This is a genomic window from Symbiopectobacterium sp. Eva_TO (assembly GCF_053848865.1).
The window spans coordinates 1,759,316-1,778,467 of sequence record NZ_JBSPEY010000004.1; the positions used below are offsets into that span (position 1 = coordinate 1,759,316).

The window sequence follows — 19,152 nt, forward strand, 5'->3', positions numbered from 1 at the left end:
GGGAGTAGTCAATTTTCCCGATCCAGGTCATGAAAAAATAAAACATCGTTTTAAGACTATTGACTCAATGCGTGCGAACGTTGAGACTGAAGCCCATTGCTCTCTTTTTTTTATGACCTTTTTCTTCACTTTTTCGAACGGGCCAGCTTCTGATGACCACTAAAAACATTGCCGTAATTGGCGAATGCATGATTGAACTGTCGCAAAAGGGCGCGGACCTCAACCGCGGCTTTGGTGGCGACACCCTGAACACCGCCGTGTATGTCGCTCGCCAGGTGAATACCGACGCTCTGGGCGTCCACTACGTGACCGCACTGGGCACGGACAGCTTCAGCACGGAAATGATGACGGCCTGGGAAAAAGAGAAGGTAGGCACCTCGCTGATTCAGCGTCTGGACAACAAGCTGCCGGGCCTGTACTTCATTGAAACCGACGATACCGGTGAGCGCACCTTCTACTACTGGCGTAATGATGCCGCCGCGCGTTTCTGGTTGGACGGCAAAGATGCCTATGCCATCTGCGCACGTTTGGCCACCTTTGACTATCTCTATCTGAGCGGTATCAGCGTAGCGATTCTTAACCCAGCCAGCCGCCAGCGTTTGCTGACGTTGCTGCGCGCCTGCCGCGCCAACGGTGGCAAGGTCATTTTCGACAACAACTACCGTCCGCGCCTGTGGCAAAGCAAAGAAGAGACACAGCAAGCCTACAGTGACATCCTCGCATGCACCGATATCGCCTTCCTGACACTGGATGACGAAGACATGCTGTGGGGCGAACAGCCGGTGGATGCCGTGCTGGCGCGCACGCACGGTTTCGGCGTGTCTGAAGTAGTAATTAAACGCGGCGCAGACTCCTGCCTGATTTCTGAAAACGGCCAGCCGTTAGTGGATGTTCCGGCGGTGAAATTGCCGAAAGAGCGCGTAGTGGATACTACTGCGGCAGGTGACTCCTTCAGCGCAGGCTATCTGTCAGTGCGCCTGTGCGGCGGCTCGACGGAAGCGGCGGCCAAACGCGGCCACCTGACCGCCAGCACGGTGATTCAGTACCGTGGTGCCATCATCCCGCAAGATGCCATGCCGGCCTGATAACACAGCGCTACAGCGAAAAAGGGAAGCCATCTGGCTTCCCTTTTTATTGGGCGAGGTAACGGCCAGGGCACATTACTGTGCCGGTGTTGCCTGTGCCGCCTCCTCCGATAGCGCGGCTGAAGCAGCCTCCACCGCGACAGGAGGTGTCATGATTTTACTGTACACCTCATATAACGCCTTGGTGTTTACTTCCGGCTCACCCTTTTGCTGCTTGAGCATCAGCGTGGTTTCCTGAGAAAGCTGCTGGTGCAGTTCCTGATTCAGCAAAGGTAGCGTCAGTTCAGAGAGATAGGCCTGACGCAACTTCTGATATTGTTCCGGTGCAATATCCACCACTCCGTTACGCTGTGAGCGCAAGCGCTGCTGCATCAACACATCGGTGCTGGTGCGGGCGTAGGTCGCAAACAGCTTGCTGAGTTCGTCGCTCTTGCGCTCGATCAGCGCATCAAACTCTTGCTGCGTTAACCCCTTGTCACGCAAGCTCATCAGCTCTTTTGCCAGGAAGGTCAACGCGGCCTCGGCGTTCTCGCTGTTAGGACTGTCCAGATGGATGCCACACTGCGCACGGGTATAGTACACATCGCAGTTAACGCGCACGCTGGTTTCTTTAAGCCCGCTCTTTTCCAATGCCTGCTGCACATGCCAGAACAGCGCTTCGCGCGCTAAATCACTGTGCCAGTAGCGGGTAAGCGCCTGCGATTCGCGGATAGGATGCCAGGGCATATCCCAGATCAGCGAGAGCGTATCGCGCTTCGCGTTATCAAGCATAAAACCAATCGGCTCCGCAGGCAGCGGCGAGAGCGTCGGCATCGGAGCCGGCGCGGCGCGTTTGCCTTCCAGTGAGACAAACGCTTTACTGATAAGCTCGTTTATCTGGCGAGTTTCTACATGCCCCACCACGTACAGCGTCATCGCATCAGGGGTATACCAGGCTTTGTAAAACTGCGACATCATCTCAGTCGTTGGGCGCGCTTTGACATTCTGTGCCGGATCGTGCGCCAGCAGAGACGATCCTTTCAAGCGATAACGCCACGTGGGATCCTGCGGATCGGCGGGAACACTCACCACCTGATCGGGGATGCGTAACGTGTTAGCGATACTGACATCATCAATCTTGATGCTCCCTGCCGTTTCTGCCAGCCAATTCAGTGCATCTTTAAGCAATTCAGGCCGATTATTGGGAAAACTGAGGTTGTAGGAGGTGTAGTCATACGAGACAAACGCGGGCGGCAGCGGCTTCGCGCCGTTAGTCTCCGGTATCAGCAACGAGGGAAGCTGTGCGACAGGTAAATTATCGCCCGGCGTCAGTGCCAAACGAGAAATAAGGTGCGCAAAGCCCGACTGCTGAGCACTCTCAGCGAGCGAACCTGCGTTAACCACTAAACGTAATTCAATCCGATCCCCAGGACGCTGCGGCGTGGTCAGTAACTGCCACGTAAAACCATTATCCAGCTTTCCCTGCTGCCAGGCAGGATCGGGTTGTAGTGTTTCAGCTTGCACGCTGCCACCAGCCAACGCCATCAACACTCCACCAACTAAGAACCCTATTTTGGTGTCCTGCATGTGAACCCCTACTTAGCTGACTATCCAACACAGTAACAGATGATTGTTACAATAAGGTCTGTACACTCTCTCACCGCCCAATACGCCTATCCCTTTCAGGATGCGCCAGCGGAGGTATTACGGGGAAATCAGAGCGATAAGTTTACTCTTACGTTAGACCGCACACTTTTGCCTATGTCACTCAATACGATGAAATAATTTTGGAAATAGAGACGAAATGATGACCAATAAGCGGTTTTTGATCGTTATGCCCCCGATACAGACCGTGCACAACGCGATTGCCTGGCCGCAACCTTATGAAAAATTCCCCGTGATGGCAAGCCGCAATCACGGGGAATCATGAGAAGCGAGGACGGGGATAGCCCGTTATCACTGCGCCAACTGGAGTTGGCGCAGGGTAAAACCCATTTATGAAAGTACGGTCGGTGCAGACGTATCGTCTTTTTTATGCCCAGAGAGCTCGCTTTCCAGCTGCTTCTCATCCAGCTCACCCACCCACTTGGCAACCACGATCGTCGCGACACCGTTGCCGACCAGGTTGGTCAGGGCACGCGCTTCTGACATAAAGCGGTCAATACCCAGGATCAACGCCAGACCAGCCACTGGCAGATGCCCCACCGCAGAAATGGTCGCTGCCAGCACGATAAACCCGCTACCGGTGACGCCAGCGGCACCTTTCGAGGAGAGCAACAACACCACCAGCAACGTAATCTGGTGCCAGATATCCATATGACTATTGGTAGCCTGCGCAATAAACACCGCCGCCATGGTCAAGTAGATGGAGGTGCCATCCAGGTTGAAAGAGTAGCCGGTAGGAATCACCAGACCCACCACCGATTTTTTACATCCCACTTTTTCCATCTTGTTCAGCATGCGCGGCAGCACGGATTCTGACGAGGAGGTCCCCAGCACAATCAGCAGCTCTTCACGGATGTAGCGGATAAATTTGAAAATGCTGAATCCGGTAGCGCGGGCGATGCTGCCCAGCACCAGGAAAACAAACAGCAGGCACGTGATATAGAAGCAGATGAGCAACTGTCCCAACTGCACCAGTGAGCCAACACCGTATTTACCAATGGTGAACGCCATCGCGCCGAATGCGCCGATCGGTGCCAAACGCATGATCATATTGATCACGCCAAAAATGGTGTGTGAGAAGCTGTCAATCACGTTGAAAATGACGCGTCCTTTCTCACCCAGGCGATGCAGTGCGAAGCCAAACATCACCGCAAACAGCAACACCTGCAAAATGTTACCACTGGCGAAAGCGCCCACCACGCTTGCAGGAATCACATCCATCAGAAACGCGACCACGCCCTGCTGTTGCGCCTGTTGGGTGTAGACCGCCACCGCAGAGGCATCCAGTGTGGAGGCATCGACATTCATGCCCGCACCCGGTTGCATGATATTCACCACCAGCAGACCGATAATCAGTGCCACGGTGCTGACAATTTCAAAGTAAAGCAGTGCTACAGCGCCAGTACGGCCTACCGACTTCATACTTTCCATACCGGCAATACCGGTCACTACGGTACAGAAGATGACGGAGGCAATCACCATCTTGATCAGTTTAACAAATCCATCGCCCAGCGGTTTCATTTGCGCACCCAGATCTGGGTAGAAATGTCCTAGTAGGATCCCTATCGTAATCGCTGTAAGAACTTGAAAATAAAGTTTTTTAAAGATAGACACTTTCATATACTTATCCTATGGTAGGGAAACACATAGGGTCGCAAACGACGCCTCTGTGACTGCGGCGAAAAGTAACATCGCGGTAACAGAGTGGAAATGTTTTATAACTTTAGTTTGTGAACGTCAGGTTAAAAATAAGAGCTGAATCACATCAGCGAGAATGCAAAAAACAAACATGCAAGCAATTTTTTTGCAACATATAACGATAATGCAATCAGTCCATTCTGGGTAAATATTGAAAAAACCCATAAAATACAATTGAAATATTAAAATACCTTTAATTTGCAAGATTAATTTTTAGTGTTATCAGATGGTAACACGAATGAGCGCGACTATCGCTACGGTTTGGGAGGAGGCGCCATATCATCCGCGTTAGATTGCGTGGCGTCATCCGCTATCTGCTGCGCTAACCGCTGCTGATTGAGGTTATAGCTGCGCACCAACGCGCCCAGTTCATCATCCTGATGATGTTTTGGCGACGTCAGACGATGTTGCAATAGCTGCTCCGTCGGCACCGCCTGCAACTCAGTGATCACCGCCCGTAGCGGATGAATCATCAAGCGGTTGATGCACCAGGTCACGGCGACAGAGAGGATCAGCGCCAGCAAGAAGTAAGTCGCCAATAGCATGGAAAAGGTGCTGACGATAAACTGAAACATACGGTAGGAATCCGCTTGCAGCACCAGCGTCGCCAGCGGCGCCGATGTCGGTGCCTGCGGCAGCGCATAGAGCGGCACCGCGATACGAATGGGTAATTTGAATACGCGTGCCAGCCACGCAGGCACCGGGCGTTCGCTTGGAAAGCGCGCGTGCAACGTTTGCAGGTAGCCGGGCAACATCACGTCGGCGCGACTCAGAAATGCCACAGGCAGCAGGTTATCGAGGATCGCTTCAACGCGGACCACGTCACCGCGCAACACCGCCTCCGCCAACGATTCACGCACGGAAAAAGCGATGCTCTCCAGTTGCCTGGCATAATCCACCTCGTTATACACATCTCTGTTCGTGCCTGAGCGCGCGTAGCGTTTCGGCGGCCGTCATGACTTTCTGCAAGCCTTTCCAGATAGTTTTTGCGCCTGGTTCACCGTCGCCTTTTCGAGCAAGAAAGCCTCCGAGTTGCGCAACTAAGCGCAATACTTCGTTTAGCTTAGGGCGGCCCTTGGGCATACGCTTGTTCATCAGTAGGTAAGCTCCATGAGTCTCGTCGGAATCAAAGAACAACATTGCGTCTAGCTCTGGACAGGTTCGTCCCATACGCATTAAATAGGCGATGCGCCATGCCACGATCATGAACAGCGCCAATGCCCGCTCAATGCGATCCACGGTCGATAACTGTAACGCTTCGACACAGCAGCCGTTCTTCAGCACATTGAAGAACATCTCGATTTTCCATCTAGCCCGATACCAGTCGATCAGCGCCACGATATCTTCTCGTCCTTCAGGTACGCGATTGCTCAGCAACCGCCACTCGACCGGCTTCACGCCTGCTGGCGGCTCAATTTCCTTGGCTATCACACAAGTCACTGCCAACCCGCAACGCAGCGACACTCGCTTCACGCGCAGCGCCTGTTTCACCGTACGCGCCTTCTGCCCCGCGCGAGCCGCCATAACGAATTGGATTTCTCCCACCGGCACGGTCTTTCCAACCTTCTGCCAAAGCTTCTCATTACAGTCCAGACTGCGATTATGAGTCGAGCGGATCAACCAGTCAGCCGGAGTGCCAAGGTCATCAGCGAGCTGCATCAACGCCTTGATATCCGCTTCGCGATCGGCTAAGTACACCAGACGTGTGTTTGGCAACTCCGAGGCGAGTTCAGCAACTCGCTCGTATCCCTCGAGCCAGCGCGTACTCTCCTTGATCCCATCGCGTTTTCCGTCTGCATCCTTCGGCTCTCTTGCCCACATCCACGCATCCAGTACGCCCAACCCCACGCGATCCGGACTGACCGCGTAGGTCGGATGCAGATACAGACCACGCCTGGCTTCGTAGTTCAAGGGACCCAAGCCTTGGATTTGCTGCCCGTTGAAGTCAAGCTCGGTAGTGTCTTGGATACACAGCACAACCTCGTGTTCTCGGATCCTTTCCTGCGTACGCTGCCAGTGAGGTTGCAGAATGTCTCGCCATTCGAATGCTTGGTTCTCCATGAAGCGGTAAGCACCCAGCGTCTCAGACCATCCGAGGCACGCATGCGGAATGCTGGCTTGCGGATTCTCAGCCAGCCGTATCAAAAGCCCTTTGGCACGCTTATTGAGCCTCGTGTCACCAAGATTTACCCCTTCCAGTTCTTGGTGTGCCCAGCCATCTGAATCCCGTGTCATTTTTCAGCGCCGTAAATGGCGATAGTACACGTCGGTTTCACTTCATTTACAACCCCACTGGCTGCCTATTTCAGCCCGCTAACCCTTGGCATATAAGGCGTTGCGGACTTGTGTATAACGAGGTGGGCATAATCCTCACGCCGCTGCTGCACGAAGTGAAAAAGTTGTATCACAATAAACAGACTGAGCGTCACCACCGCCACGGCGGAAACCGCCGTCATCTGTTTGATTGTCAAAGAGCGTCTCAGCCGCAAACCTGTTCTCCGTCGATGGCGCTTGTTCAGTTGTGTTACACGGTTCACCGGGCACGATCGCGCTAGTATAGGCCAGCTTAAGCGCGTCTCAATGCCCTTTTATGACCCCAATGGGATTTCATCTTAATCCGAACTGTGGTGCACCAGCACCGAGGGGAGGAGGCGAGCACAAAGCGCGGGAGGCAGACCCATGGCGAGTCTGCCTGATTAATCAGATATTACTGCGGATACGGTACCCAATCACCGCCGTTCAGGCGGATATAGACCTTGTCCTGATAGGGCATAACGATAGCATTCTCGTTTTCAGAAATGGCCTCGGTCTGCGGGAGCTCCTGCGTCAATGCCGCCCAGTCGATGCTCGGAGCTACAAAGTTTTTACCATCCACCAGACGAGACACCAGCGTCGAGATGGCTAAATAGCTGCTCGGCGTTTTGATTTCGAGCGGCGCCCCCTGATGCGGCGCAGCCGCGCCAAACAGTTTCATGCCGACCGGAATATGGGTAATGCTGGGGCTAGGGATATCACGCAATCCGGACATCTGCATCTTATCCCCTTCCAACGCAGCACCGTGCTCAGGCACCACCACCACCAACACCTTGCGCCCCGATTTTTCCAGCACGTCAAAGAACGCATTCAACTGATCGAACAACGTCTTGGCACGTGGCGCAAAGTCCGCCGCAGTGTTGGTGCCCACCAGACGGTTGCCATCGTGCAATGGAATCACATTGAAGAAGGTGGCACTGCGCGCCGCACCTTGCTGTGTGGTGCCCGAGAGCCAGCGGTTGAGCAGTTCCAGATCGTTATAAATCGGTTCGCCGTCGAACGACGTGATCTGATGGCTGATACCTTGCTGTGACAGGAGCTGCGACTGCATGTCGCCCTCTTCACGCACATCTTTGAGATAGTTACCGAACACGCCGGAGTGATCCATCATCAGCTGTGATTTAAAACCAAGGTTAGCGAGATTATCAAACAGATAGCACTCGCGGTTGGCCGGTTGATACAACCCCTGATGGGACGTTTGCCCACAACTGGCGCGCAGCAGACGAATCGAGGCCGGGCCGCTATAGGCGGTTGCTGAATTGAACTGGGAGAACATCACATCAACACGTTGCCACAGCGGATGGGTATCGAGATGAATGGCTTGCAAATCCGACCAGGAGAGCGAACAAATATTGATAATCAGCACGTCAAAGGGCTGCGCATCCGCCGGCAGCGCAGCAGGAAACGCGCTAATACGCGATTTTTCCCGCGTATAGAACTGATTAAGGTAGGCCGTCAGATTCTCATTAGGCTGTGTCCCTTAATTGCATAACTTCTTGTAAAAGAGGCGGATGCAGCCCAGTTTAACCATCGACAGATAATTCCTCGCCATTTTGTCATAACGTGTGGCAATACGGCGGTATTCTTTTAATCGGCCAAAACATCTTTCCACTACATTGCGATGACGGTAAGCGCCACTGGCGAACCGTGAGCGCCCGTCCGAAGCCATTTTTTCATTCGTTTTTCGGGGGATGACTGCCTTTATCCCCTTTCGTTTCAGCTCGTTGCGTAGTACATGCCCTGAATAAGCTTTGTCAGCCAGCACCGCATAACCACGACGCTTCATGCTGCCATTCTGGCGCTGAACACCAATACCGTCCAGAAAACGTAATGCGAACTGGCTTTCGTGAGCCTGTCCGGGGCTCAGCAGGATGTTTAACGGGAGACCACTTCCGTCTGTTGCCAGATGGATTTTGGTGCCAAAACCACCGCGAGAGCGACCCAGACCGTTATCTCCGGTGATATCGGGATGTTTTTTTGAGCACCGGCAGCACATTTCAGCGCCCGGATATTACTGCCATCCAGCGCCGTGGCAGACCAGTCAACGAGACCATGCGCATCAAGAGCAGAAAGTAACCTGTTGAAAATAATGTTAATCACACCCGATTTTGACCACCGATTAAAGCGGTTATATACGGTTTTCCACGGACCATATCGCTCAGGTAAATCACGCCATGGAGCACCTGAGCACAGAATCCAGAACATACCATTGATGATTTTACGATGTTCTGCCCATGGACGTCCGGCACGTGGTATTGCTGGTTCAGCAGGCAGTAAAGACTGGATGATCATCCATGCTTCATCGGGAAGGTCGTAGCGAGCCATAGTTCAATATACTGTGGAAACATACGGTTACTATAACTCAGGTAATTAAGGGACACAGCCTAGTCGGCGGCAAAGTCGCCGCCGCGGGTGCGCTCCCCTCGCCGGAAGGCGCGGAAGTCCCGGAAGCCACCGATGATGATGGCAGCAATGCAATCGCGGGCCCCCCCAGCGTAAGAATATTCAGCCAGGCAATTGCCGCAACGGTAAATACCGTAATGCGAATCCACTGCGACAGAAAGAGGTACGCCACCAGCAGCACAAAACCCGCCCCAACCATCTGCCAATTAATAAAGCGGTTTACCAGTTCCAGCAGATAAGCGGCGCTAAAGCCCGCGACCTGACTGCCCTGACTGAGAATGCTGTTAACACCTGGCAACCAGGTGTCGTGATAAAACAGGGCAATCCCAATAGGAATAGCAATAATATTGCGCGCCCGGTGCAACCCTTCCGCACGTAACGGAAACAGCAGAAACGCCAGAAATACCAGGTTTAAGAACGGGTGAAAATTCAGGTAACCAAACCACAGCAGGGCGAATTTCAACAAGAAGTAGAAATTCCCCCCCCAGCCCGCGCCAATAGCGCCAGAGTTGCTGATTCGGCGACACGTGTTGTTTCGGCGACATTGTGTTTTTTTCATCCATGTTATTTATCCGCCTGTGACTCAGCGTCGTCACGAATCCACACCCCGTCAGATTTCAGGTAGCGTGGGCGTAACAGCCGGTTTTTCCAGTACTGATAACGCGGTGTAAGGTAACGCTGCACCAGATAGCCCAGCGGGAAAAAAACCAGCGCACTCAGTGCAATAATCTGGAGGATATCACTGAGCGTCATGGTGTATTTCCCTCCGAAGATACGTCAAACAGCGCCAGCCCGATGGGCTCGCGACGAATCGGCACTGACGCCGGGCGTTCCTCGCGTGGCAGCACCACGGACTGCACGGTGCTGGAGACCACGCTCTCTTCACGCGTTTCCGACAAGGATTTCACTTCGATAAGCATCTGCACATCCTGTGACCACACCAGCCGATTGCTGAAAATCTCGTTGACCGGCAGGCGGAAAATGGATTTCAGCGCCGTCTCCAGTTCATTCGGGCGACAGGTCGAAAGATAAATAAACAGGTGTTGCTGCGCCACCGTCACCACATCGCCAAAACGGCGCAGTTGGCACAGCGTCAGAGCCTGTTCTGCGGCTAATCCCGGCACCGGCCGCAGTGCCACCAGAATGCCTTTACCCCCCTCCGGCATCAGAGAGTGCTCGATCAACATGCGCACGGCATTGCTGAACGCCGCCTGTGGCAGGTAGCCCTTGAATTGCAAAGGTCGCATCGTGGTCAGCAACGTCTCCACATCGGCAGGCACGTGACGTCCAAAGCGTTGCCCCTGTACGCTCTCCAACCGCGCCAGAAAGCGGGATAACGGCTCGGAATGAGCGACAACAATGTTCGCCCCGCAGGCGAGCAGCAGCCGCTCATCGCTGGAGCGCAAACAAGGACGCATCTCGCGAATCATGATTTTCAAGGCGTTGCCGCGCTGACGGCGTAAGCTGTGCACCCAACGCGCCAGCATGTCCACGTCCTGCGTTTGTTGCAGCGCAAAAATCAGGGTTGCAGAGTGCGTGAGCTGGGCTTGCTGAGCCAGTTCGGCGTTACTGTCCAATAGTTGCCAGTGATCGGATTATGCGGGCGCACCTTCCAGCACACTGAGCTCTGCATAAAACAGGTTTTCATCGTTTAGCAGTGGCGTGATAGAAGCAGGATCGTCGTCCTCATCGCGTAACAGTTGCCATCCCTGCGCTTGCGGCGTCATCAGTACAGCCAGATTGGCATTAATACCGCCACCTTCACTCCACCAGGCGATTAAATATTGGGCACGATCCTGCTGCCATTGCGGGTGTGCCAGGCCATACAGGGTACGGTGCTGCGTGGTCAATATCCCACGCAATCGCCCCACACCGCTGCCGTGGGCCACGACTACCAACGCACATTGCCGCTGCGCCAGCCAGGTCCCCATACGAACAATCCAGCGCTGAAGCTGTTCGGCAGAAAAATCCTTCCACTGGGTCGCGGGCAGCAGCAATACAAACAGGCGCTGACGCGGTGCGGTCGCGCGGGTGACATCGTTGGTCAGAGCCATCAATGCCGCCTTGCTCTCCGCTAAACGGTAACGAGAGAACTGAGCCAGTGCAGTGGGTAATAAGGGAATAAAAGGAGCGTCATCTGCGGCACCGCTGCGAATAAGAGTCACGCGCGCCTGTTCTGATTGCGCACCGATGCATTGCCGACAAAGTAATTCGGCATCCACAGTTCTGTCACAGTTAATCCAGTACAGTCCAGGAATCTGCATGGTGGTTAATTCATCCTGGAGTTCCCGAAGCCCTAATAAAAAGCGTGGCACCATGGGCGTTGTCTTTATCGTTAAAGAGATGGAATAACACTTTGCACGCAGGCCGAACCACGTAGAACAGCACTACGCACAGTCCCTTGTTGAACCGTTCTTGGCAAGTACCGAGTATAGTTACGCTATTCACAAATAACAAAAATTGCGCCGCCATAATAGGAAAACATTTTTTCATGATTGCTTATGAAATTTTTACCAAACCTGAAAAAGTGTTCTATTACTTAATAGGTAATATTTCGACTAATGACAAGGGTATAGCCATATCGTTATACACATCTTTTGGCCATTTTTTGAACAGGATGCTCAGAACCCCGTGAATTAAGGCATTCAAGCCATCCCATTGGCTTTTTGAGGTTCAAAATGCCACTCTGAGATAAACCCGTAACTCATTGATTAAACAGTGCGTTAGAAAGATGTGTATAACGATATGGGGTATAGCACTGTGTTCTCTCTCCTGAATATCAGAGATGAGCGCGCGGAAATGTATTTGTCAGCACGCTATTTATTATTTGAATAAGCATCATTGAGAGGCATAGGGAACCGTGGAAAATAACGCTGCTCGCCAAAATGCTATCACTCTCGCAGACCATCATGACGATTTGAATGTTTTGCGCCGTGCCTTTGCCTTGCCTCCCATTGCTTATATCGATATTACGCATCAGGCGCGTCTGACACAGATGATGGCGCGTTGGCCATTGCTGGCTGAATTGGCACATTTCCCCGCCCCTGAATCACAGCACACAGAACCACAAGGATAAAAGGCATGCCGGTGATTGCGATGCAGGGGATTCGTGGTGGTGTTGGGACAACGTCGCTGACGGCAGGTTTAGCCTGGGCACTGGAGCAGCTTGGCGAACCGGTGCTGGCTATTGATTTCTCACCGGACAACCTGCTGCGCTTTCACTTCAATATGCCCGCGTCCAGCACGCGTGGCTGGGCACGTGCCGAGCTGGACGGCGACGCCTGGCACCGAAGTGCCATGCAATATCTGCCCAAACTGGCGTTTATCCCTTTTGGTACCCTCGCGCCGGAAGAGCATGAAACACTGGCCCTGCGCCTGCAACACGTGCCTTCTTTTTGGCGTGACAATCTGCGCCATCTCGCCGGGCTTGGTCGCTACCGGTGGGTATTGCTCGATCTGCCCGCCGGACCTGCCACGCTGGCCGTTCAGCAAGCGTTGGCACAGGCAGATACCGTGTTTACCGTTATTGTGCCGGACGCCAATTGCCATATCCGTCTGCACCAGCAAACGCTGCCCGCCGACTGCCATTTTTTAGTGAACCAATTCGCCACCATCAACACATTGCAGCAAGACCTGCATCACCTGTGGCTGCACACCCTGCCTAACCTGCTGCCAATGGTCATCCACCGCGATGAAGCAGTCGCCGAAGCCCTCGCCAGCAAACTGGCCACCGGAGAGCACAGTCCGCAAAGCCTCGCCGCTGAAGAGATGCTGACATTAGCCAACTGGTGCCTGATCAATCTGACAAGGGAGGCACCATGAGCACTGTGCTCAATCTGCTGCTGGTGCCCCCGGCCTATTCAGCAATACGCCAGCGCTACCGTGACTATCTTAAACAGGGAGCTACCCTGTTCACAGCCGGCATGGGCACACTGTTATCAGTGCTGGCCTGTGCGTTTTTACGCCTGGAGTCACCCAGTTGGCAGCGAATTCGTGGCCAGAGTGCCTTCTGGTTTCCCCATATTTCACCGCAGCGGCCTCGCCCCGCCGATCCTTTGCGCTATCTGGCACAGGGGCTATGGCTGTTAGTGGTGCGTAATGGGCAAATCCCTGCTGCCCGGCGTAATCTGTTTTCGGCCCTGCCGCGCTGGCGTCAGCGCTATCTCAATATGATGCAGCAACTGCCGCAGCGCATGGGTATCCAAGAGGCACACGCGGATACACAGAAACCGCCCATTTCGTCGCTGGAAACGCTGCTGCTGATTCTCCTCGCCTTTGCCACCACGGCGCTGGCGATATTGTGCATTACTCAGCCGCTCGACTTACTGGCGCAGTTTGTGTTTATGTTGCTGCTGTGGGGCATTGCCATGTTGGTGCGTCGGGTACCAGGACGGCTGCCAACACTGATGATGATCGTGCTGTCGCTGACCGTCTCCAGCCGCTACCTGTGGTGGCGTTATACCTCCACCCTTAACTGGGACGACCCGCTCAGCCTGATCTGTGGCTTGCTGTTACTGCTGGCAGAAACCTACGCCTGGATTGTACTGGTGCTCGGTTTCTTCCAAACCCTTTGACCACTCAACCGTCAGCCTACGGCACTGCCCGAAGACAGCCGGGAATGGCCCACCGTCGACATCATGGTGCCGACCTACAATGAGCCGCTGAGCGTAGTTAAACCCACGCTTTACGCGGCATTGGGGATCGACTGGCCGAAAGATAAAATCAATATCTACCTGCTCGACGATGGCAATCGCAAAGAATTTAAGGCGTTCGCCAACAGCGTCGGCATACATTACATCGCACGCCCGACGCATGAACACGCCAAAGCGGGCAATATCAACCATGCGCTAAAACAGGCGCACGGCGAGTTTGTCGCGATCTTTGACTGTGACCACGTGCCAACACGCTCGTTCCTGCAACTGACCATGGGCTGGTTCCTCAGGGACCGCAAGCTGGGTATGCTGCAAACGCCGCACCATTTCTTCTCGCCGGATCCGTTTGAACGCAACCTGGGCCGTTTCCGCCGCACGCCGAATAAAGGCACGCTGTTCTACGGGCTGGTGCAGGACGGCAACGACATGTGGGACGCCACCTTCTTCTGCGGCTCTTGTGCCATTCTGCGCCGCACCGCACTGGATGAGGTGGGCGGCATTGCCGTGGAAACCGTGACTGAAGATGCGCACACCTCACTGCGTTTACACCGACGCGGTTACACCTCGGCCTATATCCGTATCCCACAGGCCGCCGGGTTTGCCACCGAAAGTCTGTCGGCGCATATCGGCCACCGTATTCGCTGGGCGCGCGGCATGGTGCAGATTTTCCGTCTGGACAATCCGCTGTTCGGCAAAGGGCTGAAACTCGGGCAACGCCTCTGTTACGCCAACGCGATGCTGCACTTCCTGTCCGGCATCCCGCGTTTGATTTTTCTGACCGCCCCACTGGCCTTTTTGCTGCTGCATGCTTACATCATCTATGCACCAGCACTCGCCATCGCGCTGTACGTGCTGCCACACATGATCCACTCCAGCCTGACCAACTCACGCATTCAGGCCCGCTATCGCCACTCGTTCTGGAGTAAGGTGTATGAAACCGTGCTGGCGTGGTATATCGCGCGACCTACCACAGTAGCGCTGTTCAACCCGCACAAAGGCAAGTTCAACGTTACCGCCAAAGGCGGGCTGGTCGAGGATGTACACGTTGACTGGGTCATCACCCGCCCTTACCTGTTTCTGGTGGTGCTCAATCTGTTTGGTTTGGCCTTCGGTGCCTGGCGCATGGTGTATGGTCCGCCGGAAGAAGTGATGACGGTGATCATCAGCCTGGTGTGGGAGGCCTATAACATGACGATCCTCGGTGGTGCCGTCGCGGTTTCCGTGGAGGCCAAGCAGGTGCGCCAGTCGCACCGCGTGGAAATCGCCCTCCCGGCCGCCGTCCTGCGCGCAGACGGATTCCATTATGCCTGCACGCTGCGCGACTATTCCGATGGCGGTGTCGGCATCGAAATGCATGCCAATGGGCTGTTAAAAGAGGGCGACAAGGGATCGCTGCTACTAAATCGCGGCCCACAGGAGTATGCCTTCCCGTTTGAGGTCACCCGCGCTTTCGGCACCAAGATTGGGCTAAAGATGGTCAACCTTTCGACACAGCAGCATATCGATTTTATTCAGTGCACCTTCGCACGCGCCGAAACCTGGGCGCTGTGGCAGGACAGTTTTCCGGAAGATAAGCCGATGGAAAGCCTGGGTGACGTGTTGGCATTAGGTTTCAGAGGTTATTTGCGCATCGCGGATTACGCTCCGCCGCTGATTCGCGGCGTGTTTATCGCCTTTACCTCTGCCATCGCCTGGTGTGTCTCCTTTATCCCGCGCTATGTCGGGCCGCCCCCGGCATTTGTGCCAACGGAACAGGCGTAACGCGATGCAGCGTAGTAACGATGACCACATGATGCTAATCATGAAACGGCCAGCGCGGCCCTTAACCGTGATGATGACATGATGACGAAAAAAATAACCTGGTTTACCGCTCTGGCTCTGGGCATGGTGCCGTTATCTCAGGCTGAAACCGCAGCCCCGCCGATCACGCAGGCCAACAATGCTGTGGCCGCCCTCGTTGCCAGTCAGCAGTTGGCGTTTAAGCAACTGGCACCTGCTCCAGGTAGCTTCGCATTGAGAGGAACGTCGCCTGTCGGCTATATCCAGTTTGGCGTGCGTCATGATGAAGTGGTGACGCAAGCGTCGCTACAGTTGGAGTTTACCCCCTCACCGGCTTTGATACCGGTCGAATCAAATCTCAAGGTTTATCTCAACGAGGTGTTGATGGGCGTGGTTACCATCACCAAAGAGCAAGTGGGCCAGCCAACGCGGACAACCCTGCCGCTGGACCCGCGTTATATCACCGACTTTAACCGCGTGCGGCTGAAATTTGTAGCACATTACAATAACATATGCCAAGACCCATCCAGCAGTAACCTGTGGCTGAATATCAGCCAAGCCAGCTCGCTCAATTTGCAGGTGCAAAAGCTGCCGCTGAAAAACGATCTGTCGTCATTCCCTATCCCGTTCTTCGATACCCGCGATAACCGGCCGCTTACGCTACCGATGGTGTTTTATCAGCAACCCGATCTGGGACAGCAGCAGGCTGCCGCGATCCTCGTCTCCTGGTTCGGTGCCCGCGCGCAGTGGCGCGGTCAGTCCTTCCCGGCGCTGTTCAACCAACTGCCCGACAGCCACGCGGTCGTGTTCGCCACCAATGCGCAACGTCCGGATTTCCTGCGCGATTACCCGCCGGTTGATGGCCCGACGGTAGAGGTCATCAGCCATCCGCAGAACCCTTACGTTAAGTTGCTGCTGGTGCAGGGCCGCGATGACAATGACCTGATCACCGCCGTTAAAGGGATCGCGCAAGGTAACATCCTGTTCCGTGGGCAGAATGTCAGCGTCGATCGCGTTGAGCAACTGGCACCGCGTCAGCCCTACGATGCGCCGAACTGGATCCGTACCGATCGCCCGATGACATTTGCCGAATTGCAACAATACCCTGAGCAATTGCAGAGCAGCGGCATCGATCCTGACCCGCTGATGATGACACTGAATTTGCCGCCAGACCTGTTTCTGATCCGCAGCAAAGGTATCGATATGCACTTGAAATATCGCTATACCGCGCCGCGCACGCTGGATGGATCGCGTTTGGCCGTCAACCTGAACAACCAGTTTGTTCAGGCCTTTAATCTGGTCCCCGAACGCGAGAAAAACGCCCTGCTGCTGCGCCTGCCAATTACTCAGGGGCTGCTGGATTCGGATAAAAACCTGTCCATTCCTGCTCTGAAACTGGGCACCGTCAACGAGCTGCGTTTTGATTTTGATTACGCCACGGTCACCACCAGCAATATCTCGGCGGATCGCTGCGAAACCATCGCACCCATTGAAAACCATGCGGTTATCGACGGTAATTCCACCATCAACTTCTCCGGTTACCGCCATTTTATGGCGATGCCGGACCTGCGTGCCTTCGCCAATGCCGGTTTCCCATTCAGCCGGTTGGCCGACTTATCGCAAACCGTGACGTTGATTGATAAACCCCCCCATGCGGAACAAGTCAGCGCGCTGCTTAATGCCGTCGGCAACATCGGGGCGCAAACCGGCTATCCGGCATTGGCTCTACAACTGACCAACGACCCGGCGCAGCTCAGCCAGGTGGATAAAGATATTCTGTTGATCGGTTCACTGCCTGAATCGCTGCGCGACGAAGCCAAAGTTGGGCTGCTGACTGAAACTACAAAGAGTTGGGTCAAGATGCCGGTACGACAAACCGTGCTGCCGGATGAAGGCTCACCCAAAACGGACGGCAGGCCGGACAGCAGAACCGACATTCGCGCCGAAACCTCTATGGCCACCATTATCGGTACGCAGTCCCCCTACTTTTCCCAGCACAGCATCGTCGCGTTGCTGGCAGACAGCCCACAAGGCTATGTGCTGCTCAACAATGCCCTGATCGACAGCACCAAACGCGCCACCGTTTTCGGCTCGGCGGCCGTCATCCGCGAGTCGGGCGTCAGCAGCTTGCGTGTGGGGGATATGTACTATGTGGGTCATCTTCTATGGTGGGAACGCGTCTGGCACGCATTGGCGTTGCACCCGCTCTGGCTGGCTGGCATGTCTACCCTGGTCACGATCATTTTCGCCTGGCTGCTGTGGCGCGGCCTGAAAGTGCTCAGCCGTCGCCGCCTCTCGGCTGACGAGAAGGATTAATCGATGGGTATGCTGTGGCTTGCGCTGTTGTTGACGCTGCTGCTGGACGGTCACGTTATGGCCGCCACAGGTGTCTTTCACTGGCCCGCATGGGAACAGTACCAACGAGACTACATCAGTGCGGAAGGGCGCGTTATCGACCCGTCGACACCCAGCCAGATAACCACGTCCGAAGGGCAGAGCTACGGCCTGTTTTTTGCGCTGGTGGCCAATGACCGAGCGATGTTCGAAAAGCTGCTGCAATGGACCGAAAACAATCTGGCCTCCGGCGATCTCAGCGCCCACCTTCCCGCCTGGCAATGGGGAAAAAAGATACCGCAGGCCGATGATTCGCCTTGGGGCATATTAGGCTGTGTCCCTTAATCCCATGAGTTATACTAACTGTTTGTTTCTAAATCATTTTAAACTATGGCTCGCTACGACCTTCCCGATGAAGCATGGGCTATCATCCAGCCCTTACTCCCTGCTGAACCAGCAACACCACAGGCCGGACGCCCATGGGCTGAGCATCGCATGATTATCAATGGCATGTTCTGGGTGCTGTGCTCTGGTGCCCCATGGCGTGATTTACCTGAGCGATACGGCCCATGGAAAACCGTTTATAACCGCTTTAACCGATGGTCAAAATCGGGAGTCATTAACATTATTTTCAATAAGTTACTTTCATCACTTGATGCCCATGGCCTCGTGGACTGGTCAGCGACTGCGCTGGATGGTAGCAATATCAGGGCGCTGAAATGTGCTGCCGGTGCTCAAAAAAACATCCCGATATCACCGGAGATAATGGGCTGGGTCGCTCTCGAGGTGGTTTTGGCACCAAAATCCATATGGCTACAGACGGAAGTGGTCTTCCGTTAAACATCGTGTTGAGCCCCGGTCAGGCTCATGAAAGTCAGTTTGCACTACGTCTTTTGGACGGTATTGGTGTTCAACGCCAAAACGGCAGTATGAAACGCCGTGGTCATGCGGTACTCGCTGACAAGGCGTACTCCGGGCATGTATTACGTAACGAGCTGAAAAACAGAGGTATAAAAACTGTCATCCCCCGAAAATCCACTGAAAAAATGGCGGTGGATGGTCGTTCAAAGCTCGATCGTGACGCCTACCGCAATCGGAACGTTGTTGAGCGGTGCTTTGGCCATCTGAAAGAATACCGTCGCATTGCGACACGTTACGACAAAACGGCGAGGAATTATCTGGCAATGTTGAAACTGGGCTGCATCAGCCTGTTTTACCAGAGGTTATGTAATTAAGGGACACAG

General features: G+C 54.4%; 12 protein-coding genes and 5 pseudogenes. 7 read left to right on the forward strand and 10 right to left on the reverse strand.

The features are described from left to right. Positions 1-152 precede the first annotated feature (152 nt). A complete protein-coding gene (kdgK, locus tag ACWWJF_RS11340; RefSeq protein WP_455869485.1) occupies positions 153-1,085 on the forward strand; it encodes a 2-dehydro-3-deoxygluconokinase in 933 nt (310 codons plus the stop codon). A 75-nt stretch (positions 1,086-1,160) separates the two neighbouring features. Here kdgK and ACWWJF_RS11345 read toward each other — a convergent pair whose 3' ends face one another. The 10 genes and pseudogenes from ACWWJF_RS11345 to bcsE all read right to left on the reverse strand — a co-directional run bounded on the left by ACWWJF_RS11345 (position 1,161) and on the right by bcsE (position 11,461). Continuing rightward, complete coding sequence (locus tag ACWWJF_RS11345; RefSeq protein WP_455869486.1) at positions 1,161-2,651, reverse strand: insulinase family protein; 1,491 nt, start codon at positions 2,649-2,651, stop codon at positions 1,161-1,163. A 408-nt stretch (positions 2,652-3,059) separates the two neighbouring features. Beyond that, positions 3,060-4,349, reverse strand: coding sequence for a dicarboxylate/amino acid:cation symporter (locus ACWWJF_RS11350; protein WP_455869487.1), 1,290 nt, complete (start codon positions 4,347-4,349; stop codon positions 3,060-3,062). Positions 4,350-4,681: 332 nt separating this feature from the next. Continuing rightward, the gene (locus ACWWJF_RS11355) at positions 4,682-5,338 is read right to left on the reverse strand and encodes a hypothetical protein (RefSeq protein WP_455869488.1); all 657 of its coding nucleotides are present in this window, start codon (positions 5,336-5,338) and stop codon (positions 4,682-4,684) included. Next, positions 5,331-6,662 (reverse strand): IS4 family transposase, encoded by a 1,332-nt coding sequence (locus ACWWJF_RS11360; protein WP_455869489.1) that lies wholly within the window; start codon positions 6,660-6,662, stop codon positions 5,331-5,333. Before ACWWJF_RS11360 ends, ACWWJF_RS11355 begins: the two co-directional genes overlap by 8 nt. 65 nt (positions 6,663-6,727) lie before the next feature. Next, positions 6,728-6,898 (reverse strand): hypothetical protein, encoded by a 171-nt coding sequence (locus ACWWJF_RS11365; RefSeq protein WP_455869490.1) that lies wholly within the window; start codon positions 6,896-6,898, stop codon positions 6,728-6,730. A gap of 236 nt (positions 6,899-7,134) precedes the next feature. Beyond that, positions 7,135-8,202, reverse strand: a pseudogene (gene bcsG, locus ACWWJF_RS11370) (cellulose biosynthesis protein BcsG); the annotation flags it as partial. Positions 8,203-8,220: 18 nt separating this feature from the next. Then, positions 8,221-9,065, reverse strand: a protein-coding gene (locus ACWWJF_RS11375) for an IS5 family transposase (protein ID WP_455869491.1) whose coding sequence is annotated in 2 segments (ribosomal slippage) — positions 8,221-8,720 and positions 8,720-9,065 — 846 coding nt in all. Because the reading frame shifts where the segments join, the coding sequence is not laid out codon by codon here. A gap of 61 nt (positions 9,066-9,126) precedes the next feature. Further along, positions 9,127-9,688: pseudogene (bcsG, locus tag ACWWJF_RS11380) on the reverse strand (cellulose biosynthesis protein BcsG); the annotation flags it as partial. A 19-nt stretch (positions 9,689-9,707) separates the two neighbouring features. After that, positions 9,708-9,896 carry a cellulose biosynthesis protein BcsF gene (gene bcsF / locus ACWWJF_RS11385; RefSeq protein WP_455869492.1) on the reverse strand — a complete coding sequence of 63 codons (189 nt, stop codon included), beginning with the start codon at positions 9,894-9,896 and terminating at the stop codon, positions 9,708-9,710. Next, positions 9,893-11,461: pseudogene (gene bcsE, locus ACWWJF_RS11390) on the reverse strand (cellulose biosynthesis protein BcsE). Before bcsE ends, bcsF begins: the two are co-directional and overlap by 4 nt. A 542-nt stretch (positions 11,462-12,003) precedes the next feature. Between bcsE and bcsR the strand changes: the two are divergent. From bcsR to ACWWJF_RS11420, 6 genes and pseudogenes are all read left to right on the forward strand, one after another. Beyond that, entirely contained in the window at positions 12,004-12,219 is a 216-nt protein-coding gene (gene bcsR, locus ACWWJF_RS11395; protein ID WP_455869493.1) for a cellulose biosynthesis protein BcsR, read from the forward strand. Between the two features lie 5 nt (positions 12,220-12,224). Beyond that, positions 12,225-12,965 (forward strand): cellulose biosynthesis protein BcsQ, encoded by a 741-nt coding sequence (gene bcsQ / locus ACWWJF_RS11400; RefSeq protein WP_455869494.1) that lies wholly within the window; start codon positions 12,225-12,227, stop codon positions 12,963-12,965. After that, positions 12,962-15,556, forward strand: a pseudogene (gene bcsA, locus ACWWJF_RS11405) (UDP-forming cellulose synthase catalytic subunit). The gene bcsQ and the pseudogene bcsA overlap by 4 nt, the downstream one beginning before the upstream one ends. Before the next feature lie 81 nt (positions 15,557-15,637). Beyond that, entirely contained in the window at positions 15,638-17,890 is a 2,253-nt protein-coding gene (gene bcsB, locus ACWWJF_RS11410) for a cellulose biosynthesis cyclic di-GMP-binding regulatory protein BcsB (protein ID WP_455869495.1), read from the forward strand. 3 nt (positions 17,891-17,893) lie between these two features. Then, positions 17,894-18,238 (forward strand): annotated as a pseudogene (locus ACWWJF_RS11415) (glycosyl hydrolase family 8); the annotation flags it as partial. 60 nt (positions 18,239-18,298) lie between these two features. Then, a protein-coding gene (locus tag ACWWJF_RS11420; protein WP_455869496.1) for an IS5 family transposase occupies positions 18,299-19,143 on the forward strand; the annotation gives its coding sequence in 2 pieces (ribosomal slippage) (positions 18,299-18,644 and positions 18,644-19,143; 846 coding nt in all). The last annotated feature ends 9 nt before the right edge of the window (positions 19,144-19,152 follow it).